This is a genomic window from Dietzia natronolimnaea, from assembly GCF_002289575.1.
Lineage (GTDB): Bacteria > Actinomycetota > Actinomycetes > Mycobacteriales > Mycobacteriaceae > Dietzia > Dietzia natronolimnaea_A.
Map to the genome: position 1 here is coordinate 175308 of NZ_NTGA01000007.1, position 16691 is coordinate 191998.

At 68.6% G+C, this 16691-nt stretch carries 14 protein-coding genes; 7 read left to right on the forward strand and 7 right to left on the reverse strand.

Features of this window, described 5'->3' with window-relative positions; translation table 11 throughout:
• Positions 1–107: 107 nt before the first annotated feature.
• From CEY15_RS04655 to CEY15_RS04670, 4 genes are all read right to left on the reverse strand, one after another.
• Positions 108–992 carry an alpha/beta fold hydrolase gene (locus CEY15_RS04655; protein ID WP_095717501.1) on the reverse strand — a complete coding sequence of 295 codons (885 nt, stop codon included), beginning with the start codon at positions 990–992 and terminating at the stop codon, positions 108–110.
• Between the two features lie 96 nt (positions 993–1088).
• Positions 1089–1508: a hypothetical protein gene (locus tag CEY15_RS04660; RefSeq protein WP_095717502.1), complete on the reverse strand. Its 420-nt coding sequence runs from the start codon at positions 1506–1508 to the stop codon at positions 1089–1091.
• 109 nt (positions 1509–1617) lie between these two features.
• Positions 1618–3333, reverse strand: coding sequence for a helix-turn-helix domain-containing protein (locus CEY15_RS04665; protein ID WP_095717503.1), 1716 nt, complete (start codon positions 3331–3333; stop codon positions 1618–1620).
• A gap of 13 nt (positions 3334–3346) precedes the next feature.
• The gene (locus CEY15_RS04670) at positions 3347–4126 is read right to left on the reverse strand and encodes an enoyl-CoA hydratase/isomerase family protein (protein ID WP_095717504.1); all 780 of its coding nucleotides are present in this window, start codon (positions 4124–4126) and stop codon (positions 3347–3349) included.
• Between the two features lie 115 nt (positions 4127–4241).
• Between CEY15_RS04670 and CEY15_RS04675 the strand changes: the two genes are divergently transcribed.
• From CEY15_RS04675 to CEY15_RS04705, 7 genes are all read left to right on the forward strand, one after another.
• Positions 4242–5915 (forward strand): AMP-binding protein, encoded by a 1674-nt coding sequence (locus CEY15_RS04675; RefSeq protein ID WP_095717505.1) that lies wholly within the window; start codon positions 4242–4244, stop codon positions 5913–5915.
• Positions 5912–7510 carry a sodium:solute symporter family protein gene (locus CEY15_RS04680; protein WP_245847250.1) on the forward strand — a complete coding sequence of 533 codons (1599 nt, stop codon included), beginning with the start codon at positions 5912–5914 and terminating at the stop codon, positions 7508–7510. The genes CEY15_RS04675 and CEY15_RS04680 overlap by 4 nt, the downstream gene beginning before the upstream one ends.
• Positions 7503–7961 (forward strand): hypothetical protein, encoded by a 459-nt coding sequence (locus tag CEY15_RS04685; RefSeq protein WP_095717506.1) that lies wholly within the window; start codon positions 7503–7505, stop codon positions 7959–7961. The genes CEY15_RS04680 and CEY15_RS04685 overlap by 8 nt, the downstream gene beginning before the upstream one ends.
• 117 nt (positions 7962–8078) lie before the next feature.
• A complete protein-coding gene (locus CEY15_RS04690) occupies positions 8079–8615 on the forward strand; it encodes a DUF6328 family protein (protein ID WP_245847252.1) in 537 nt (178 codons plus the stop codon).
• 97 nt (positions 8616–8712) lie between these two features.
• Positions 8713–9063 (forward strand): hypothetical protein, encoded by a 351-nt coding sequence (locus CEY15_RS04695; protein ID WP_095717507.1) that lies wholly within the window; start codon positions 8713–8715, stop codon positions 9061–9063.
• A gap of 37 nt (positions 9064–9100) precedes the next feature.
• Positions 9101–9601 carry a hypothetical protein gene (locus CEY15_RS04700; RefSeq protein WP_095717508.1) on the forward strand — a complete coding sequence of 167 codons (501 nt, stop codon included), beginning with the start codon at positions 9101–9103 and terminating at the stop codon, positions 9599–9601.
• A 281-nt stretch (positions 9602–9882) separates the two neighbouring features.
• Positions 9883–10839 (forward strand): DUF6615 family protein, encoded by a 957-nt coding sequence (locus tag CEY15_RS04705; RefSeq protein WP_095717509.1) that lies wholly within the window; start codon positions 9883–9885, stop codon positions 10837–10839.
• 152 nt (positions 10840–10991) lie between these two features.
• Here the strand turns inward: CEY15_RS04705 and CEY15_RS04710 are convergent, their stop codons facing one another.
• The 3 genes from CEY15_RS04710 to CEY15_RS04720 all read right to left on the reverse strand — a co-directional run bounded on the left by CEY15_RS04710 (position 10992) and on the right by CEY15_RS04720 (position 16670).
• Positions 10992–13694 (reverse strand): ATP-dependent DNA ligase, encoded by a 2703-nt coding sequence (locus CEY15_RS04710; RefSeq protein ID WP_095717510.1) that lies wholly within the window; start codon positions 13692–13694, stop codon positions 10992–10994.
• A gap of 409 nt (positions 13695–14103) precedes the next feature.
• Positions 14104–15399 (reverse strand): hypothetical protein, encoded by a 1296-nt coding sequence (locus CEY15_RS04715; protein ID WP_141244208.1) that lies wholly within the window; start codon positions 15397–15399, stop codon positions 14104–14106.
• 620 nt (positions 15400–16019) lie between these two features.
• Positions 16020–16670, reverse strand: coding sequence for a hypothetical protein (locus CEY15_RS04720; protein WP_245847254.1), 651 nt, complete (start codon positions 16668–16670; stop codon positions 16020–16022).
• Positions 16671–16691 lie beyond the last annotated feature (21 nt).

The window sequence follows — 16691 nt, forward strand, 5'->3', positions numbered from 1 at the left end:
GACGACGACGAATGCGCTGACGGAATCTATCCGCGCGGCTGGATCGAGCAGAGGGCGGCGGCGCCGGCCGGGCAGCGTCCCGCCCTGTCGTGCCGGTCGGACCGGCCTCAGGACCACTGCTCCACAAAGGCGAGGGTGGCGGCGTCCGCGACCTCGGGGTCGGAGGCGGTGAGGAAGTGCTGGCCGCCCTCGACGATCTGCAGCGTGGCGGACAGGGAGCCGGTGAACCTAGAGATGCCGTCCTCGGCGTTGGCCACCGAGTACACCTGGTCGGCCGTTCCCTGCAGCCAGAGCACAGGGCAGTGCACATCGCTCAACCGTGCCTCCAGGCCGTCGCGGTCGCGGAGGTTGATGGAGCTGGTGCGCAGGCGCCGGCGGCCCTCGTCGCCGCGATAGTTGGTGCGGTAGGTCTGGATCCAGAAGTCCCGCTCCGCGTCGGAGACGTTCTCGCCGAGACCGGCACCGAGCACCGCCACCACGAAGTCGTCGTCCACCACCCAGTCCTCGCCGACGGGCTCGGCGAGCGCCTCGATGGCGGGGCTGCAGAACTCGGCGCCGTTCCAGCAACCGCGTTCCATACTGGCCGGGCTCTCGTAGTCCATGGAGGTGCCGCAGATGACGATGCCCTCGACGGTGCCGGGATTGAGCAGCGCCATGCGCGTGGCGATCCATCCCCCCTGGGACGTGCCGAGGACGAACGCCTTGGAGATATTCAGGGCGTCGAGCACCTGCAGGGCGGCGATCGCACTGTCCCAGTAGGTGAAGTGCCGGTACCGGGCGCGGGTCTCCCCGTGGCCGTAGGGCTCGATCGCCAGCAGGTTCATCCGCGAGGCGAGATCCGCGTTGGCGAACTGCGGCCGGTACAGCTCGACCGAGGTGGTGAACGAGTTGATCATCACCAGCGTGGGCAGGGCGGGGTCGTACTGGCGGGCGAACCTGTATCCGATTGTCGATCCGCCCAGGTGGGGGATGTCGATGGTCTGCGTCGTCATGGCGGAGTCTCTCTGGAGGGGAGTGCGCGAGGGGGTACTCGAACCATAGGACTCTGCCGGCGCCACGGCAGCGGATCGGCGGGTCCCGCGTGCCGGTCAGGCCGCCGGCGTGGTGACGACGGCGACCGTGGTCAGCGGCGGCAGGTCAAAGGCCCAGCCGCCGGTGCCCTCCGGGCGGAGCATCGCCCGCTGCGCCGAGTCGTCGAGCTGGAACGTCAGGACGATCTCGTACTCGCGGTCCGGCGACAGGCGCGTGGTCGTGGAGACCGCGGACTGCTCGCAGTCCGAGCCGACGGTCCGGGCGTCGCGGGTCGCGCCACCGGAGCGGAGTTCGGCGAAGTCGCCGGGGCCGAGGGACGACCAGCGATCCGGGCCCGCCTCTGCCGAGGTGGTGATGCTCAGGGTGAGCTCCACCCCGCAGCCGGGGGTCCGCACGATGTCGTCGATCTTCGCCGAACCGAGCTCGACGCCGTCGCGGCCCACCACCGTGAACCACCGGCCGGGCGCCACGGTCACAGGACGCCGCTGTGCTTCCGTGGCGGCCGGCTGGTCCGTTGATTCGGGCTTCGCGGCGGGCTTCTCCGCGGACTCGGTTCGCCGAACCGGCGTCGGCGACGGGCTGCGCTCAGGTGCCGCGGAGCTCCCACATCCGCAGCGCCAAGCGGAGCTCCATCGCGCGATCACCGCGGCGCCACCCGTCGCCGAGAACCGAGTCCAGCCGGTCGAGTCGCTGATACACGGTGTTGACGTGGATGAAGAGCAGGTCGGCGGTGGCGGAGGGGCTGGCATCGGCGGCGAACCATGCGCTCAGGGTCTCCATCAGAGCGGTGCCGCGGTCGCGGTCGTACTCGCGGATCGGGCCGAGATTGCGGTCGATGAACTGCGTGACGTCGCCCGCATCGACCTCGCTGAACAGCAACCCGTACAGGCCCAGCTCCTCGGTCGCGGCCCCTTCGCCCGCGCGACCCAGGGCGAGGAGCAGGTGCGCCGCGCGCCGGGCCCGCTCGACGTGATCGGTGACGGCGGCCAGGTCTCCGGCGGGGCCGGAGGCGCCCACCGTCGCCGAGTGCGGGCCGAGCCGGGTGGCCACGTCGCGGGCGATCGCGCCGGCGTCCGACCCGGGCAGGAGCATCACGGCGCGGTCGCCGTAGGTGGTCACCAGCCCGCCGTCGGCCCGGGCGAGCGACCGGCACTCGGTTTGTAGAGCCCGGGTCATCCGCGGCTCGGCGGGGTTGATCACGAGCGCGATGAGGTCGGCGTGGACGTCGACGCCCAGCAGCGTGGCCCGGCGACCGATCGCCTCGAGGTCGTGCTCGCCGGGGGAGAGCAGCTCGGCCAGGAGCTCGCCGCGGACGCGGTTGTCGGCCTCGTCCCGCGCGCGGTGGCCCAGCAGGATCAGCGCGATCACCGAGCTCACCCGCTCCAGCACCCGCCCGATGGCCGGGACCGAGCCCCGGCTGGCGTAGGTGACGTACCCCAGGTGGTCGGAACCGGTGACGACGGGATTGACGACGACGAGGTGCCCGCCTTCCTGACGCGTGACCATCCGCTCGGTGTCCGCGGCGACCTCCTCCAAAACCCGCCGGAGCAGCTCGGCCGGCGGACCCTCGGCGGACCGGGCGGAGCCGATCTCCCGGTGGGCCAGGTCGAAGACGGCGGCGGTGCCCCCCTCGATGTCGACCAGCAGGTCCACGATCTCCGGGACCGTGGCCCCGGCCACGACCAGCCGGGTGAGGCGCTCGTGCAGGTCGACGGTCGCGGCAAGTCGGGTGGAGTGCGCGCGCTCGGCGTCGAGTGCGTCGCGGGTCTCGTCGAGTTCTCGTCGTCGTCGGGAGGCGCGCTCGGCCGCGGACAGCGCGGCCGAGACCTGGTCGGCCAGCAGTGCGACCAGCGTGATCTCGTCCTGGGTGAAGTCGCGCTCGCCGCGGTCGGAGGTGAACAGTGTCCCGGTGAGCCGGCCGTGGGTGCGGACGGGCACGCCCAGGATGGCCTTGACGCCCTCGTCGCGGATGATCGGGTCGATGACGTGGGTGTACTGCTCGTCGGCCAGGTAGTTGCGGGTCCAGCGGGGCGCCATGGCCTCGGCGACCTGCCCGCCCAGTCCGAGCCCCATGCCCAGCCGGATGGTGTCGAACCTGGGGCTGGTGGCGCCCTCGGCCATGCGCATGTAGGTGTCGCCGCGCTCGGGGTCCAGCAGCATCACGTACGCCAGGTCCGTGCCCACGAGTTGGCGCGCCCGACGGATGGCGATGTGCAGGACGGCGTCCTCGTCCTGCGCGGCCGCCAGTTCGGCGGCCGCGTCGAGGACGTCCCGAAGTCCCAGGGCGAGGTCGACGGCCATGGCTGAAGGGGGTTCAGCGGCCGAGGAAGTCGGCCTTGCCGGGCCCGGAGTCGATGAACGACTGCATGCCCACCTCCCGGTCCTCGGTGGCGAACAGGGCCGCGAACAGCGCGCGCTCGATGCTCAGGCCGGTGGTCAGATCCACCTCGATGCCGCGGTCGACGGCCTCCTTGACCGCCCGCAGTGCCATCCGGGGGCCGCCCACGAACTGCCGGGCCCACTCGGTCGCGCGGGCGGTGGCCTGGCCGTCCGGGACCACCTCTTCCACCGCGCGCAGCTCGAGCGCCTCGGCGGCGGTGAGCGTGCGGCCGGTCAGGCACAGGTCCTTGGCCACCGCGGGGCCGACCAGGCGCGCGAGCCGCTGGGTGCCGCCGGCGCCGGGGATGATGCCCAGGAGGATCTCGGGTTGGCCGAGCCTGGCGCTCTCGGCGGCGATCCGCCGGTCGCAGCACAGCGCCAGCTCCATGCCGCCGCCGAGTGCGGCGCCGGTGATCGCGGCGACGGTGGGCTGGGGGATCTCCGCGACGGCGGTGAACGCCGACTGCAGCTCGCGGGCCTCGGTGAGCATCTGCGCGTACGGCATCTGCCGCATCTCCTTGATGTCCGCGCCGGCGGCGAAGACGCGCTCGCTGCCGGTGAAGACCACCGCGTCGACGTCGCCGCGCCCCGACACCTCCTTCGCCACGGCCCGCAGTTCCTCCTGCATTCCGCGGGACAGGGCGTTGACCGGAGGGCGATCCAGGGTGACCGTCGCCAGACCGTCGGCGACGTCGAGGGATAGGGATTCATACATGAAGTGGCTCCGAACGTAGGGGTAATCTCCATTGTATGTGAATCAGGCCACTCCTACCGTCGTGGGGCGAGCTCCTCTGAGTGAGGGGGCTCACAGAGACCGAGGAGTTGAACCCATGCCACCGACCACCCAGGCACGGCCCTGGCGTCCGCCGCTGGGGCCCGAGGGCTTCCGGTGGGAGATCCCGGACCGATTCAACATCGGAGCCGCCTGCACGGACGCCCATCCGCGGCAGTCCCCCGCGATCGTGGTGGACCGCGGCGACGACCCGCCGGAGATCACCACCTTCGGCGAACTCGGCGACCGCGCCCGCCGCCTCATCGCTTTTCTCCGCGAGCGCGGGGTCGGCGAGGGCGACCGGATCGCCGTGATGTGCGCGCAGTCCGCCGAGACCGCCGTGGCGCACGTGGCCGCCTACCTGATGGGTGCGATCGCGGTCCCGCTCTCGGTGAAGTTCGGCCCCGAGGCCGCGCTGTTCCGCATGGGCGACTCGGGCGCAGTGGCGGCGGTGTTCGACGCGGACTGCTACGCGCGCTTGGCCGGGGAACTGACCGAGTTGCCCGAGCTCGCCACGGTGTTGGTCACCGGCGAGGCGGGGCCGGCCGCGGAGGCGCGGGCGCTCACCGTGCTGCCGCTGTCGGTGACGGACTCGGCGGACCTCGCCGTCGTCGCCGGAGACACCGGCCCCGACGACCCGGCCCTGCTCATCTACACCTCCGGAACCACCGGCCAGCCCAAGGGCGCACTGCACGGGCACCGTGTGGTGCTGGGGCACATGCCCGGCGTCGTCCGCGCGCTCGACGGGTTCCCCGAGCAGGGCGACGTGTTCTGGACCCCCGCCGACTGGGCGTGGGCCGGCGGGCTGCTCGACGTGCTGCTGCCGAGCCTCTACAGCGGTGTACCCGTGGTGGCCTCGGCCCGGCGGCCCAGCCCGGAGACCGTCGAACACACCCTGCGGCGGCACGGGGTGACCTGCTCGTTCCTGCCGCCGACCATCCTCAAAATGATGCGCGCGTCCGAGGTGGACTACTCGCACACCGGGCTGCGGGCCGCGTTCTCCGGGGGCGAGGCGCTGGGCGAATCCGTGGCCGAGTGGGCGCGCGGGGCGCTGGGTGTGCAGGTCAACGAGATCTACGGGCAGACCGAATGCAATCTGATCGTGGGCACGTGTCACGCCGAGTTCGCGACCCCGCCCGGCTCCATGGGTCGCCCCACGCCCGGGTTCGACCTGGTCCTGCTGGACGAGGTGGGCCAACCGGTCGCGGCGGGCGAGGTCGGCGAGATCTGCGTGCGCCTGCCCAGCCCCAACGCGTTCCTGCGCTATTGGAACTCCCCCGACAAGACCGCCGAGAAGACCGCCGGGGGAGTGCTGCACACCGGGGATCTGGCGCGGGTCGACGACGACGGGGACTTCTGGTTCGCCGGCCGCAACGACGATTTGATCTCGTCGGCCGGCTACCGGGTGGGCCCCGGCGAGATCGAGGACCAGATCCTGCGCCACGGTGGCGTCGAGATGGTGGCCGTGATCGGCGTGCCGGACGAGCTGCGCGGCGAGGCGATCGTCGCGTACGTCGTCCCCGCCGAGGGGGTCAGCGGAACCGACGAGCTGGCCGGCGAGATCCAGGCCCTGGTCAAGGAGCGCCTGGCCTTCTACCAGTACCCGCGGGAGGTGCGGTTCCTCGACGAGCTCCCCACCACCAACACCGGCAAGATCCGCCGCGCCGCGCTGCGCGCCGACCACGTTTCGACATCCGACCACGCCCGACCGACCCCTGAGGACCCCTCATGAACAATCCCGTCGTCATAGGCGTCGTGCTCGCCTATTTCGTGCTCATGTTCGCCATCGGCGCGTGGGCCAACACCAAGATGAAGTCGGCCAAGGAGTTCCTCGTCGCGGGGCAGTCCCTGGGCTTCTTCGTCATGGCCATCGCGAGCTTCTCCTCCATCCAGTCCGGCTGGGGCATGGTCGGCGGCACCGGCCAGACCTACGCCTGGGGCCTGCAGGCGCTCATCGCCGTGGGGCTGTTCGCACCCTTCGGCTTTGCCGCCGCCTGGTTCCTGCTGGGCAGCCGACTCAACTGGATCGGCAAGAAACACCGCGTCTACTCGGTGCCCGACCTCATCCGCGTCCGCTTCCAGGACCGCACCTCCCACGCCACCATGTCCGTGGCGGTGTTCATCGCCTCGATCGCGTATATGACCGCGCAGGTCACCTCGATCGGCGTGATCATCTCGCTGCTTCTGGGCACCTCGATCCCCACCAGCGTGTGGATCGGTTCCATGGTCGTGGCCGCGTACACGATGGCCGGCGGCATGCTCGCCGCCGTGTGGACCGACCTCGTGCAGGGCGTGCTCATGGTGGTCATGTCCGTCGGGCTGTTCTTCTTTGCCGTCCAGGTGGCCGGCGGGTGGCTGCCCATGCTCGACACCATCTCGGCGGGCAGCGTGGAGATGCTCTCGATCGACGGCGTCCAGGCGCCGACCTACATCTTCGCCTTTGGGCTCCTGATCTTCGTGGGCGCCGTGGGCCAGCCGCAGCTGCTCACCAAGTTCCTCATGCTCCGCGACATGACCCAGCTCAAGTGGGGTGCCGCCGTGGCGGGTATCGCCTACGCCATCACCACTCTGTTCTCCGTGGGCATCGGTCTGTCCACCCGCTCCATGACCCTCACCGGAGACGCCCCGGAGCTCGAGAACATCGACGACACCGCCATCTGGTTCCTCGACTCGGTGACCAACCCGATCGTCGGCGGCATCGCGCTGACCGGCCTGCTTGCGGCCATCATGTCCTCGGCCTCGAGCTTCATCACCATCGGCGCCTCCTCGATGATGCGCGACCTGCCCGGCGCCTTCGGCATCAAGGTGGTCCGCGAGCTGCTGTGGAGCCGGATCGCGAGCCTGACCCTGGTGGTGCTGTCGGTCCTGCTCACCCTGTTCCTCTCGCAGGTGGTGTTCCTGCTCGGCGCGCTGGGCTGGGCCGCCTTCGCCGCCGCGATCGTCGGCCCGGTGGTCATGTCCATCTACTGGCATCGCGCTACGGCCACCGCCGCGACCGTGACAGTGGCGTTCGCGATCCTCGGCAACATGATCATCACCTCCCTGGCCGCGCGGGACATCATCTCCGTCCCCGCGTTCATGCAGGTCGGCGGCATCTCGCTGCTCGTGTCGATCGTGCTGTTCTACGTCGTGTCGCTGATGACCACCAACCGTCACCCCGACGCCACCCTGGAATTCCTGTACGGCGGCCGCAGCGCGGTGACCGATCCGCGGCTCGGCGGCGGGGCTGCCCCGACTGCGGATGCCACCACAGCGGCGTCGCCCCGGGCCGCCTCCACCGCAGCGACCTCACGGGCCGCCACCACCGAAAGGAACGACCATGTCTGATCACGCTTCCGACCCGGCCGCCGAGTCGGCCCTGCTCGACCCCGCCGACGCTCCCGAGCCCGACCACAAGCGCGCGGGCATGCTGATCCACGCCTTCGTGGCGGTGGCCGCCTTCGCGCTGCTCGGGATGTTCACCGACACGTGGCAGATGGTGTTCATCGCCGTGCCGATCTTCGCGGTGATCATGATGCTGCTCGGCTCCCTGCACTCCGACGGGTCCTGGGAGAGGGTGTCGACCCTCGCGATCGTCGCCTACTGCTCGGGGCTGGGAGTGCTGGTGCTGTGGTCGATCCTCACCGCGGCGGGTGACGCGATGCTCTGGGGCCTGCCGATGTCGACGGGAGTGATCTTCTATCTTCTATGGCCCTACACGGCCGTGGGTGCGGGCCTGCTCTACGCCCTGGTCTTCGACCGGACGATCGACGAGAAGCGGCTGGCTGCTGCGGTCTGAGCACCGCCGCGGCCTCCCCACAGCCGCTGACTTGCGGTCGGCCCGCGGATGTGCCGGGAGCGCTTACGTCCCCGAGCCGGGCGGACGACGATGGGCCCACGCGGCGAAGGGAGCGAGATGAACTCCGTAGAACACGGCCAGCCCGGCGAGGACAAGCCCGGCGAGGGCATGGCCGAGGAGCGCGACGAGACCGAGGCCCAGCGGATCGACCGCAACTGGATCGAACTGCTGCAGGAACTGCGCATCGTGCAGACCGGCGGGCAGGTACTCACCGGGTTCCTGCTGGTGGTCCCGTTCCAGGACCGTTTCGCCGACATCGGGGCCGGCGGCCGAGCCCTCTACCTGGCGGTTTTGACACTTGCTCTCGCGTCGACCGTCGTCCTGCTGGCCCCGGTGATGATCCACCGCGCGGTGTTCCGTTCCCACCGCAAGGACCGGGTGCTGAAGTTGTCCGCAACGCTCGCCCGCGTCGGCCTGGCCATGCTGTCGATCGCGTTGGTGGGGCTGGCGGCGCTGGTGTTCTCGCTGGTGGTCGGACCGCTGCCGGGGCTCGTGGCGGGGGCGGTGATGGCGGTCCTCGTGACGGCCATGCTCTTCGTCCTGCCCGCTCGGGTCCGCCATCGCTCGGCGACCACCCCGTACGGCGCAGGATGAGCAGGTGTGTCCGCCAACGACACAAGGTCGTCATCTGCAGGTGGGACACTGGGCCATGACCCGGCCCGCGACAGCGCAGGGAAGGTGGCCGTAGCCCATGTCGTCGATGGAGATGTACTCCGCTTCAATTGACCGCCAGCAGAACGCTGCCGCTGAGCAGGCTCGCCTCCGACTGGACGCGGCGCTGCGCGAGTGGTCCGGCCAGCGTGCCGCGCTTGCCGCCGACGGGCTCGGCCGTAATCCGCTGCGCCGGGTGCCGCGCGGGTGGCCGGAGGCGACGGCCACCCGGGTGGAGGTCGCGGCCCGGGAGGCCTGCGTGATCGACGAGCAGGGTGCGCAAACGGAGGCGTCCCGGCTGCTGTGGTCGGCGACGGGCAAGCTCGTCGGCGCCGCGGTCTCCCTGGCGGTCCCACTGGGGATCGTGCTCGCGCTGGTGGTGGGGTCATGATGGTTCCCCGTGATGGCGCTGTCCAGCAGGTGGCACCGTGTTGAGGCTCCTCGTCCCCGTGGTCATAGGCCTGCTGTTACTGGCGATCATCGCGGGCTGGTTCTGGTACACCACCTGGCTGGTGCGATCGGCGATCGACGAACTCGCCCACCGCCGCAGGCTGCTGGCCGGAGTGGATCCGCTGCAGGTGACGGCGAAGAAGGCAGCCGCGTCAGTCGAGGCGGCCCACGACGCGGCGCACAGGGCGCTCTCACTGACGGTCGAATCCTGGTACGACCTGCGGGAGAGCCGGGCGGTGGGGACCGCACTGGTCGAGAGGTTTCCGAAGATCGAGGAGCGGGCTGCACGGGACCCGGAATTCCTGGATGTCCTCGAAGACGCCGATGCGCTGCTCAACGAGACCCGGCCGGGAGCGGACGAGATCGACGAGTTACTCGGGCGGACAACACGCATGGACGAGCTGAACCTGCGGCTCAGGGCCCTGGTGCACCAGTACGACTCCGCCGGGAGGCGCGGGCTGGGACGCTTCTTCCCGTAGCTGCTTGCTATGGGGTAATGCACGTGTCGAGACCTTCGGCCAAACGCGATCTTCAGGGCAACCCATCAAAGGGCCTGGATCGGTAAACTCTTTCGTTTGCGGGATGCTTCTGATCGAATCAGGGGAGATTCGCCCTCCGGGCCGTCTCCGCAGCGAGTGACCTCGAACTGCGCAACAGAATCCTCCAGACTCTGGGATGATTGTCGACGCGTTCACCGCGCCCACAACGGCGCGGCCCCCTGTGCAAACCAGGTTCAGTTGTAGAAGGTCGAGGCGAGGCGATGTCCGAGATCGATGCAGCTTTCAGGCGCGCTCGTATCCACGCTGTTCGGCAGATGTCTGCATGTGAACAGGCAGAACTGAGATGGAGTGAGACTTCCATTACAGAAATTGTCATGGCGTACGCTGCGCAGGCTGCCACAGTCGTTCCGTTCACGCAGAACGCCGAGGCGCGAAGTGGTGCTGACTGGGTGTGGTGGTGGATAGATGGCGATGAGGCTTACGGAATGCTCGTCCAAGCGAAACGCGTGACAGTGTCTGATAGTCAATGGATGTTTGACTTCGGATACAAGGTCAGCGGGACGGGACGCACGCAACACGAGGTGCTTCATGATGCGGCTAGACTTCTTGATCTCCTGCCCACATATGCTCTTTACCTCGGAACGGGCGACTATCGATCATGGCAGCGTTGCTCAAGTGTTCACCGCAGCGGGCGTTGCCTTGCTTGTGTTAAGCGCTCTATTTCCCTGATGCCGGCGCTGCTCGCCGATGGCGCACTGGTTCGCGATTCGGTTTCTACATATGAACGATCAGTAGCCTTAGAGGATCTGACTTCATCAGCAATTTCGGCTGCGCCATTGATCCCGGCGCTCAAGAGGCAACTAGGTCCCGAACTCTCCGAATTCTTGACGTATCGACAGGACGGAACCCGAGCCGTCGCCCGCGGTATGATCGATAGAGTTCTCCAGGCTCGATTGGGCCAAGCCAGTACGCTTGACACGAGCGACTCCGCTAGAACTGGGGAGCACGACCGGCTTGGGTCAGTGTTTTCCGAGTTTCCAAACGATACAGGCCACTGGAACCAGAGTTATTTTCGGCTAATGCTAGCGCCGCTACTTCGAACGCCACCGTGGTATGCCCTCCAGGTAATGACTGGGAATGTCGATCCCCGTGGCATCGAATCGGAGATGCCTGAGAACATCGCGGGCGTTATAGTGGTTAATCTAAGCAAACCTTGACGGTAGGGTGGAGGGCGTCCATCGGAAAGTCCTGGCTTTCGCAGGAAGAGGGCCAGCTCAGGAATCCGTCAGCAAGGGCCTGAACTCTGAGGAGGCCGGTGGATGAAGGCTCCAGTCAAACTCGACTGGTAAGCAGTAACTGCTTAGACGTGTCAAAGATCCCCCGGCAGCTTGTCGCGCCGGATGTCCCGCCACGTCGACTGCCGCAGCACCCCCTCCTCGGTGAACCCCTGGTGGCGGACCTCCACCACGAGCTTGGGCAGCACCCAGATGGCGTCCCGGCGGGCATCGGACGGCAGGTCCTCGAGGAATGGACTCGAGCGGCGGCGCAGCGGTTCGAGCTCCTCGAGTAGGGCCTTGCCCTGCCGGTCGGAAAAGCCGGTGCCCACGCGGCCGATGTAGGTGAGCCCCGTTTGCGCGGGCAGGCCGAGCAGTAGGGAGCCGAGTGAGCCGGAGCGCCCGCCCTTGCCCGGCCGCCAGCCGCCCACCACGGCCTCGGTGGTGGTGAGCAGCTTCTCCTTGAGCCAGGTCTTGGCCCGCTTCCCCGACTGGTAGTGGGAGTCCCGCCTTTTGGCCACGATGCCCTCCCAGCCGAACTCCTCGGCCTCGGCCAATGCGCGGTCACCGGGGCCGTCGAGCACGCCCGGCACCTGGACCCGGTCGACCGCGTCCAGTGCGGGGGTCAGCAGGTCGAGCACCTCGCGACGCCGCTCCCACCGCTCGCGGCGCAGGTCCACGCCGTCGACCTCGAGCACGTCAAAGACGAACAGGTGCACCGGGCCGATCGACGAGTCGCCTCCTTCCGCGGCGGCCTGCTTGGCCAGCGCGGAGAACTCGGGCACGCCGTCGGGGCCGGGGACCACCAGTTCGCCGTCGAGCTTCGCCGGCTTCCCTAGCGCCTCCGCCAGCCCGGGGAACCCGTCGGCCAGCCAATCCATCGAGTTGCCGTTGCGGCTCATCAGGCGGCTCCGCACCCCGTCGGTGGACACGGTCACTCGGTAGCCGTCCCACTTGCCCTCGAAGGCCCACGTGTCCTCGGACAGGGACGTCACCGAGCCGGCCGTGGGGATCATCGGCAGCGGGGGAGCGTCGGGGCGATCGGACATCTCGGAGTCGCGGGACCGACCAGCGTCCGAACGGTGGGTAGTCGAGTCGCCCGACTCACGGGACCGCGACGCGTCTGACCCCCCGGAGCGATCGTCATCCGAGGGATAGGACGACTTGGGGTTGTCGCGCCCGCCGTAGAACGAGTCCGGCGACTGGTCCTTCATGTACTGCACGATCCACTGGTTCTTCTCGGCGCTCGTGCGCACCAGCACGTACCGGCCGGAAACCTTCTCACCGTGGAGCCACACGATGATCTCGTCGGTCTTCCACTTCTCGCACTCGTAGGTGCCGCGGTCCCACACGGTCATGTGCCCGGCGCCGTACTCGCCCTTGGGGATGGTGCCCTCGAACGTCTGGTAGCCCAGCGGGTGGTCCTCGGTGTTGACGGCCAGCCGCCGGTCCTTGGGCTCGGTCGGGAGGTTCTTGGGCACCGCCCACGAGGCCAGCACGCCGTGATGTTCGAGCCGCAGGTCGTAGTGCAGGTGGCGGGCGTGGTGTTCCTGGATCACGAAGATCGGGCCGTCGCCGTCGGAGCGATCGGTCTCGACCTCGCCGTGGAACGGCTCCGGGGTCTTGCGACGGTCGCGCTTGCGGCGGTATTCCTCGAGGCTGGTCACCACGGCATCGGCGTCGGTGGGGCCGGCGTCGCAGCCCTCCTCGGCCGCCGCGCGGGGCGCATTGTCGCTGTCGGGCTGGCCTCCGGCGGAATCGGCGCCGGATGAATCGGAACCGCCGCGCTCGGGGTCCCCGTCCTCTGATGACGACGACGAGGACTTCTTGCTGCCCCCCGACTTCTTCTCCCGCGATGCCGAGGACTTCCTCGCGGCAGACTTCTTGGTGGCACCCTTCTTCGACCCGCCGCCCTTCTTAGCGGGTCCCTCCAGCCCTTCAAGCAGATCGCCTTCGGACTCCAGTCGCTTAAGCATCTCGTCCCAGTGCAGGTGCTTGAGCCCGCCGTCGCCGAGCTCCTCCCACGAGCGCGGGGCAGCAACCCACGGCTCGGCGCGGCCGCGTAGCGAGTAGGGCGCGACGGTGGTCTTGGCGCCGCTGTTCTGGCTCCAGTCCACGAACACCTTGCCGTCGCGGATGGAGCGCTTCATGGTGGCGGTGACCAGGTCCGGGGTCTGCTTGGCCAGCGACTGGGCGATCTGCTTGGCCACCGCGGAGGCACCCTTGGCGGTGACGGCCTTGTCCAGCCGCGCGTAGAGGTGGATGCCCTTGGATCCGCTGGTCACGGCGTAGGAGTCCAGGCCCGCCTCGGTGAGGAGATCCCGGACGCGCAGCGCGACCTTCGCCGTCGTATCCAGGTCGACGTCCTGGCCGGGGTCCAGGTCGATGACGATCCGCCTGGTCCGACCCGGCTCGCCGTCGGTCAGGGTCCACTGCGGCACGTGGAGTTCGAGCGCGGCCTGCTGGGCGAACCACGCCAGCGTCGCGGGGGAGTCGAGCACCGGGTAGGTGACCGTGCGCGAGGAGTGCTCGATCGCCACCCGCGAGACCCAGTCGGGCGCGTGGGAGGGCAGGTTCTTCTCGAAGAACGACTTGTCCTCGGTGCCGTCGGGCCAGCGCTTGCGGGTCACGGGCCGCTGACCGGCGTACGTCATGAGGAGCGGCGCCACGGCGAGGTAGTACTCCAGCACATCGCCCTTGGTGGTGCCGGTCGCGTCGTAGAGCACTTTGTCGGGGTGGGTGAACCGCACGGTGCGCCCGTCGACCTCGACCGACTCCTTGCCGCCCTTGCTCGCCATGGGTCCACTCTGGCACTCGCGTCGGACAATGGCGACCGGCTGCGGAATTGCGCTGCGGGCTCACGATGTCATCCCGAGTCAGCGGGGTCGAACCGGTCTAGATGCCCGCCCGGTGCGACATTCCCCGACACCGGCTTGAGCTCGGATGGTCAACGCACCAGCTTGATCGAGTACGCGAACCACCCTCGCCCAATGTGGTCACAATCTCGCTGGCGAGTAAGCGCAGCGGTGTTGCACCGTGCATTTAGCCCGGTACCGTGAGCCGAGAGCGCGGCACCGTGGGTGTCGGGCGAGTCGCAAGGCCAGGTGCACCCGGGGCAGACCGGGACCCTGCCCTTACGCATGCGCGGAGTCGGTCAGGGGTGCGGGTATCCAGCTCAATCGTCACCAGCTCGTGCCGCCCGTGTCCTCACGTGACGTCGCCTGGCTGAGTCCTGGGCTGTGCGGTCCACGGGCGGGGATCGTGAGCTCGGGCTGCCGGGGGCTGAGCCTGCAAGACGGACAGCCCGATCTCGATATCGTCGCTGGACCGCTCGGGCGAATTCTCCTTCAGGAACGTCTCTCGGTAGAAGCGGCTGACCTCGGGTCGATACAGCATGAACAGCAGTAATGAACCGACGACGCCGACAGCGAAACCGGATAGCGACGTGAACACGGGATGCGCGGAACCCAGAAAGACCTGACCGAGTCCGTAACTACCAGCTTGGGGGTCCAGGGTCGCCCAGAATCCGAAGAACGTGACTCCGAGGAGGTAGACGGTGAACAATGTGCGGCCGACGACCGACCCGGCCAGCGCGAGGACGGCGATGGTTGCCCAGATGAGTGGCACCAGGAAGGACACGACGATGACCGATTCCGGGGACGTCGCGGGAAGGGCGGCGGCAGCGCTGGTCGCGAGACCTGCCTCCGCGGCACTGAGAACAGCCGAGGCCTGCACCGTGTTCCGGACCAGCAGCATGGCAAACAATGCGGTCGCCAGAACGTACAGAATGAGCATCTGCGGTGGCTTGGTGACGACGGCGGGCGGAACCGGGGGCGGTAGGGCGAGTTGACGAGCCTGCTCTCGGGACAGCTCTCCTCGGTGGATTCGCCTGATCGTCTGGTCGAAGTAGCGACGTCGGGCGAAGTAGTCGCGCGACTCAGGCAAGAAGGGAAGCACCACGAGCAGCAGAAGGGCCGCGAACGCCGCCGCCGCTGCGATGCTCGAGGCGGAGATGTACTCGACCAGTTCCGGCGGGGCCGTCGAAAGCATACCGACGAGTTCCAGACCCATCGAGAACGTCAGGATCGCGATGACGGCGTAGTAGACGGTGAATACGGTTCTCAACGACTCACTCTGATACGGGCTCTTCTCCGAGAAGACGACGAGGATCGAGGTCGCCACGAAGCCGTAGCCCGTCACCGTCCAGAAAGTCAGGCCGGGATTGGTGAGCAGTCTAAGAACGGGAGTGTTGTACCAGACCCAGTAGTTGTAGAGGAGCACCCCCAGGGTCAGGAGCGCCGGAAGACCGATGAACAGCGCGACGATCCAGGTCATGGCGCGATAGGCGTGGGCGGACATCGGCGCGATCTGGCGGTGAATGACGATCCCGTGGCCCGCGCGTGACGGGGAGTCGGATGAGTGGGCGGCATCGACCCGCGAATCCAACCAGGAGTCGAGTTTGGCTCCGTATCGATTCCAGCCGGAGTCCAGGGCATTGACCAATGCGTCCGCGCCTCGACGAACGTCCCGGGCGACCACGGACCCGAGAGCCGGTTCTCCTGCTGCACGAGGGACCGGTTGACCACCGCCCTGCCAGGGGCTCTGCGCTCCGGGGTACAGGTGTTCTCCGTGAGGTCCCCCGAGAGCCGGCTCTCCTGCTGCACGGGGGGCCGGTTGACCACCGCCCTGCCAGGGGCTCTGCGCTCCGGGGTACGGGTGTTCTCCGTGCGGCCCCCCGAGAGCCGGCTCTCCTGCTGCACGGGGGGCCGGTTGACCACCGCCCTGCCAGGGGCTCTGCGCTCCTGGATATGGGTGCTCTCCGTGCGGCCACGGAGCCGGGTGTGGAGCAACGCCCTCGGTGTTGGCTCGAGGCGGCCGGGGAAAGGTGAAGTCGGGGTCGGCATCGTTCATGCGCACACAGTAAGGCCCAGAATGGCAGTTCACGAGGGTCGATAAGCAGGTTCGTATCTTCGTACGACAGGTGTTTTTCGAGTGTCCTCTACCCGTCGGAGGAGGGCACTAAGCGGAGGAGGTCGGTCAAGCCCGTTTGCGGGCGACAGGTCCCCGCCGCTGCCCAGAACGAACGCCGTCGCCTATTAGGGTTTTGGACGCGTAGGCCGCCCTCAGCCCCTCTGCCGGAACTGGTGCGCTGCGCGCAGGGCCGCGTCCACATCGAGCCCGCGCCCACCCAGGAGCGCCCGCGCGGTGTCGGCGCTCAGGTCGGGGCATTCGGCGAGCACCCGGTCGAGGAGGGCCGGGTCGGGGGCAGCGCCTGCCGGGCGGCCGCCGATGGACATCGTGAGTTGCCCGGTGATCTGCGGGAGCACGGCCCGGTCGTCGAGCGCGGGCAGGTTCAGGGAGGTGAAGCCGTCGTCGTCGTCGTACTCCGCGCGTGTCCACGTGCCACCGTCGAACCCGTAGATGAACCCGATCCACATGCCCTCGGAGTCGATGCGCTCGAGGTAGTCGCCGATCGCCTCGGCCCACCACGCAGGGCAGCCGGCCAAGAGGTCGGTCTCGGGCTCCCCGAAGTACTCAGCGGCCGCGCGGAAGTAGGTGGTGGAGTACTCGTGGTCGTACCCCAGGAGTACCGCCCGCCCCTCGCCGGCGAAGCGGATGTCGGCCCAGTTGCCGCCGCCGTCGTCGTAATGCCACGTCGAGTCGGTGGCGTAGGCCGATTCCGCCCACCGCGGCCCGTAGGCGGCGAGTACCGCGGCCAGTGCGGACCACCTGGGCGCCAGCTTCTCGGGGCGGGGAAGATCGATTTCTCGCATGAGGTGATTCTGGTCGACGGA

Bases quoted from the DNA above. Each gene is read 5' to 3' on its own strand.
- CEY15_RS04710 (WP_095717510.1), bottom strand. From the start codon at position 13,694: ATGGCGAGCAAGGGCGGCAAGGAGTCGGTCGAGGTCGACGGGCGCACC.
- CEY15_RS04690 (WP_245847252.1), top strand. From the start codon at position 8,079: ATGAACTCCGTAGAACACGGCCAGCCCGGCGAGGACAAGCCCGGCGAG.
- CEY15_RS04670 (WP_095717504.1), bottom strand. From the start codon at position 4,126: ATGTATGAATCCCTATCCCTCGACGTCGCCGACGGTCTGGCGACGGTC.
- CEY15_RS04680 (WP_245847250.1), top strand. From the start codon at position 5,912: ATGAACAATCCCGTCGTCATAGGCGTCGTGCTCGCCTATTTCGTGCTC.
- CEY15_RS04705 (WP_095717509.1), top strand. From the start codon at position 9,883: ATGTCCGAGATCGATGCAGCTTTCAGGCGCGCTCGTATCCACGCTGTT.
- CEY15_RS04695 (WP_095717507.1), top strand. From the start codon at position 8,713: ATGTCGTCGATGGAGATGTACTCCGCTTCAATTGACCGCCAGCAGAAC.
- CEY15_RS04655 (WP_095717501.1), bottom strand. From the start codon at position 992: ATGACGACGCAGACCATCGACATCCCCCACCTGGGCGGATCGACAATC.
- CEY15_RS04675 (WP_095717505.1), top strand. From the start codon at position 4,242: ATGCCACCGACCACCCAGGCACGGCCCTGGCGTCCGCCGCTGGGGCCC.
- CEY15_RS04685 (WP_095717506.1), top strand. From the start codon at position 7,503: ATGTCTGATCACGCTTCCGACCCGGCCGCCGAGTCGGCCCTGCTCGAC.
- CEY15_RS04720 (WP_245847254.1), bottom strand. From the start codon at position 16,670: ATGCGAGAAATCGATCTTCCCCGCCCCGAGAAGCTGGCGCCCAGGTGG.
- CEY15_RS04665 (WP_095717503.1), bottom strand. From the start codon at position 3,333: ATGGCCGTCGACCTCGCCCTGGGACTTCGGGACGTCCTCGACGCGGCC.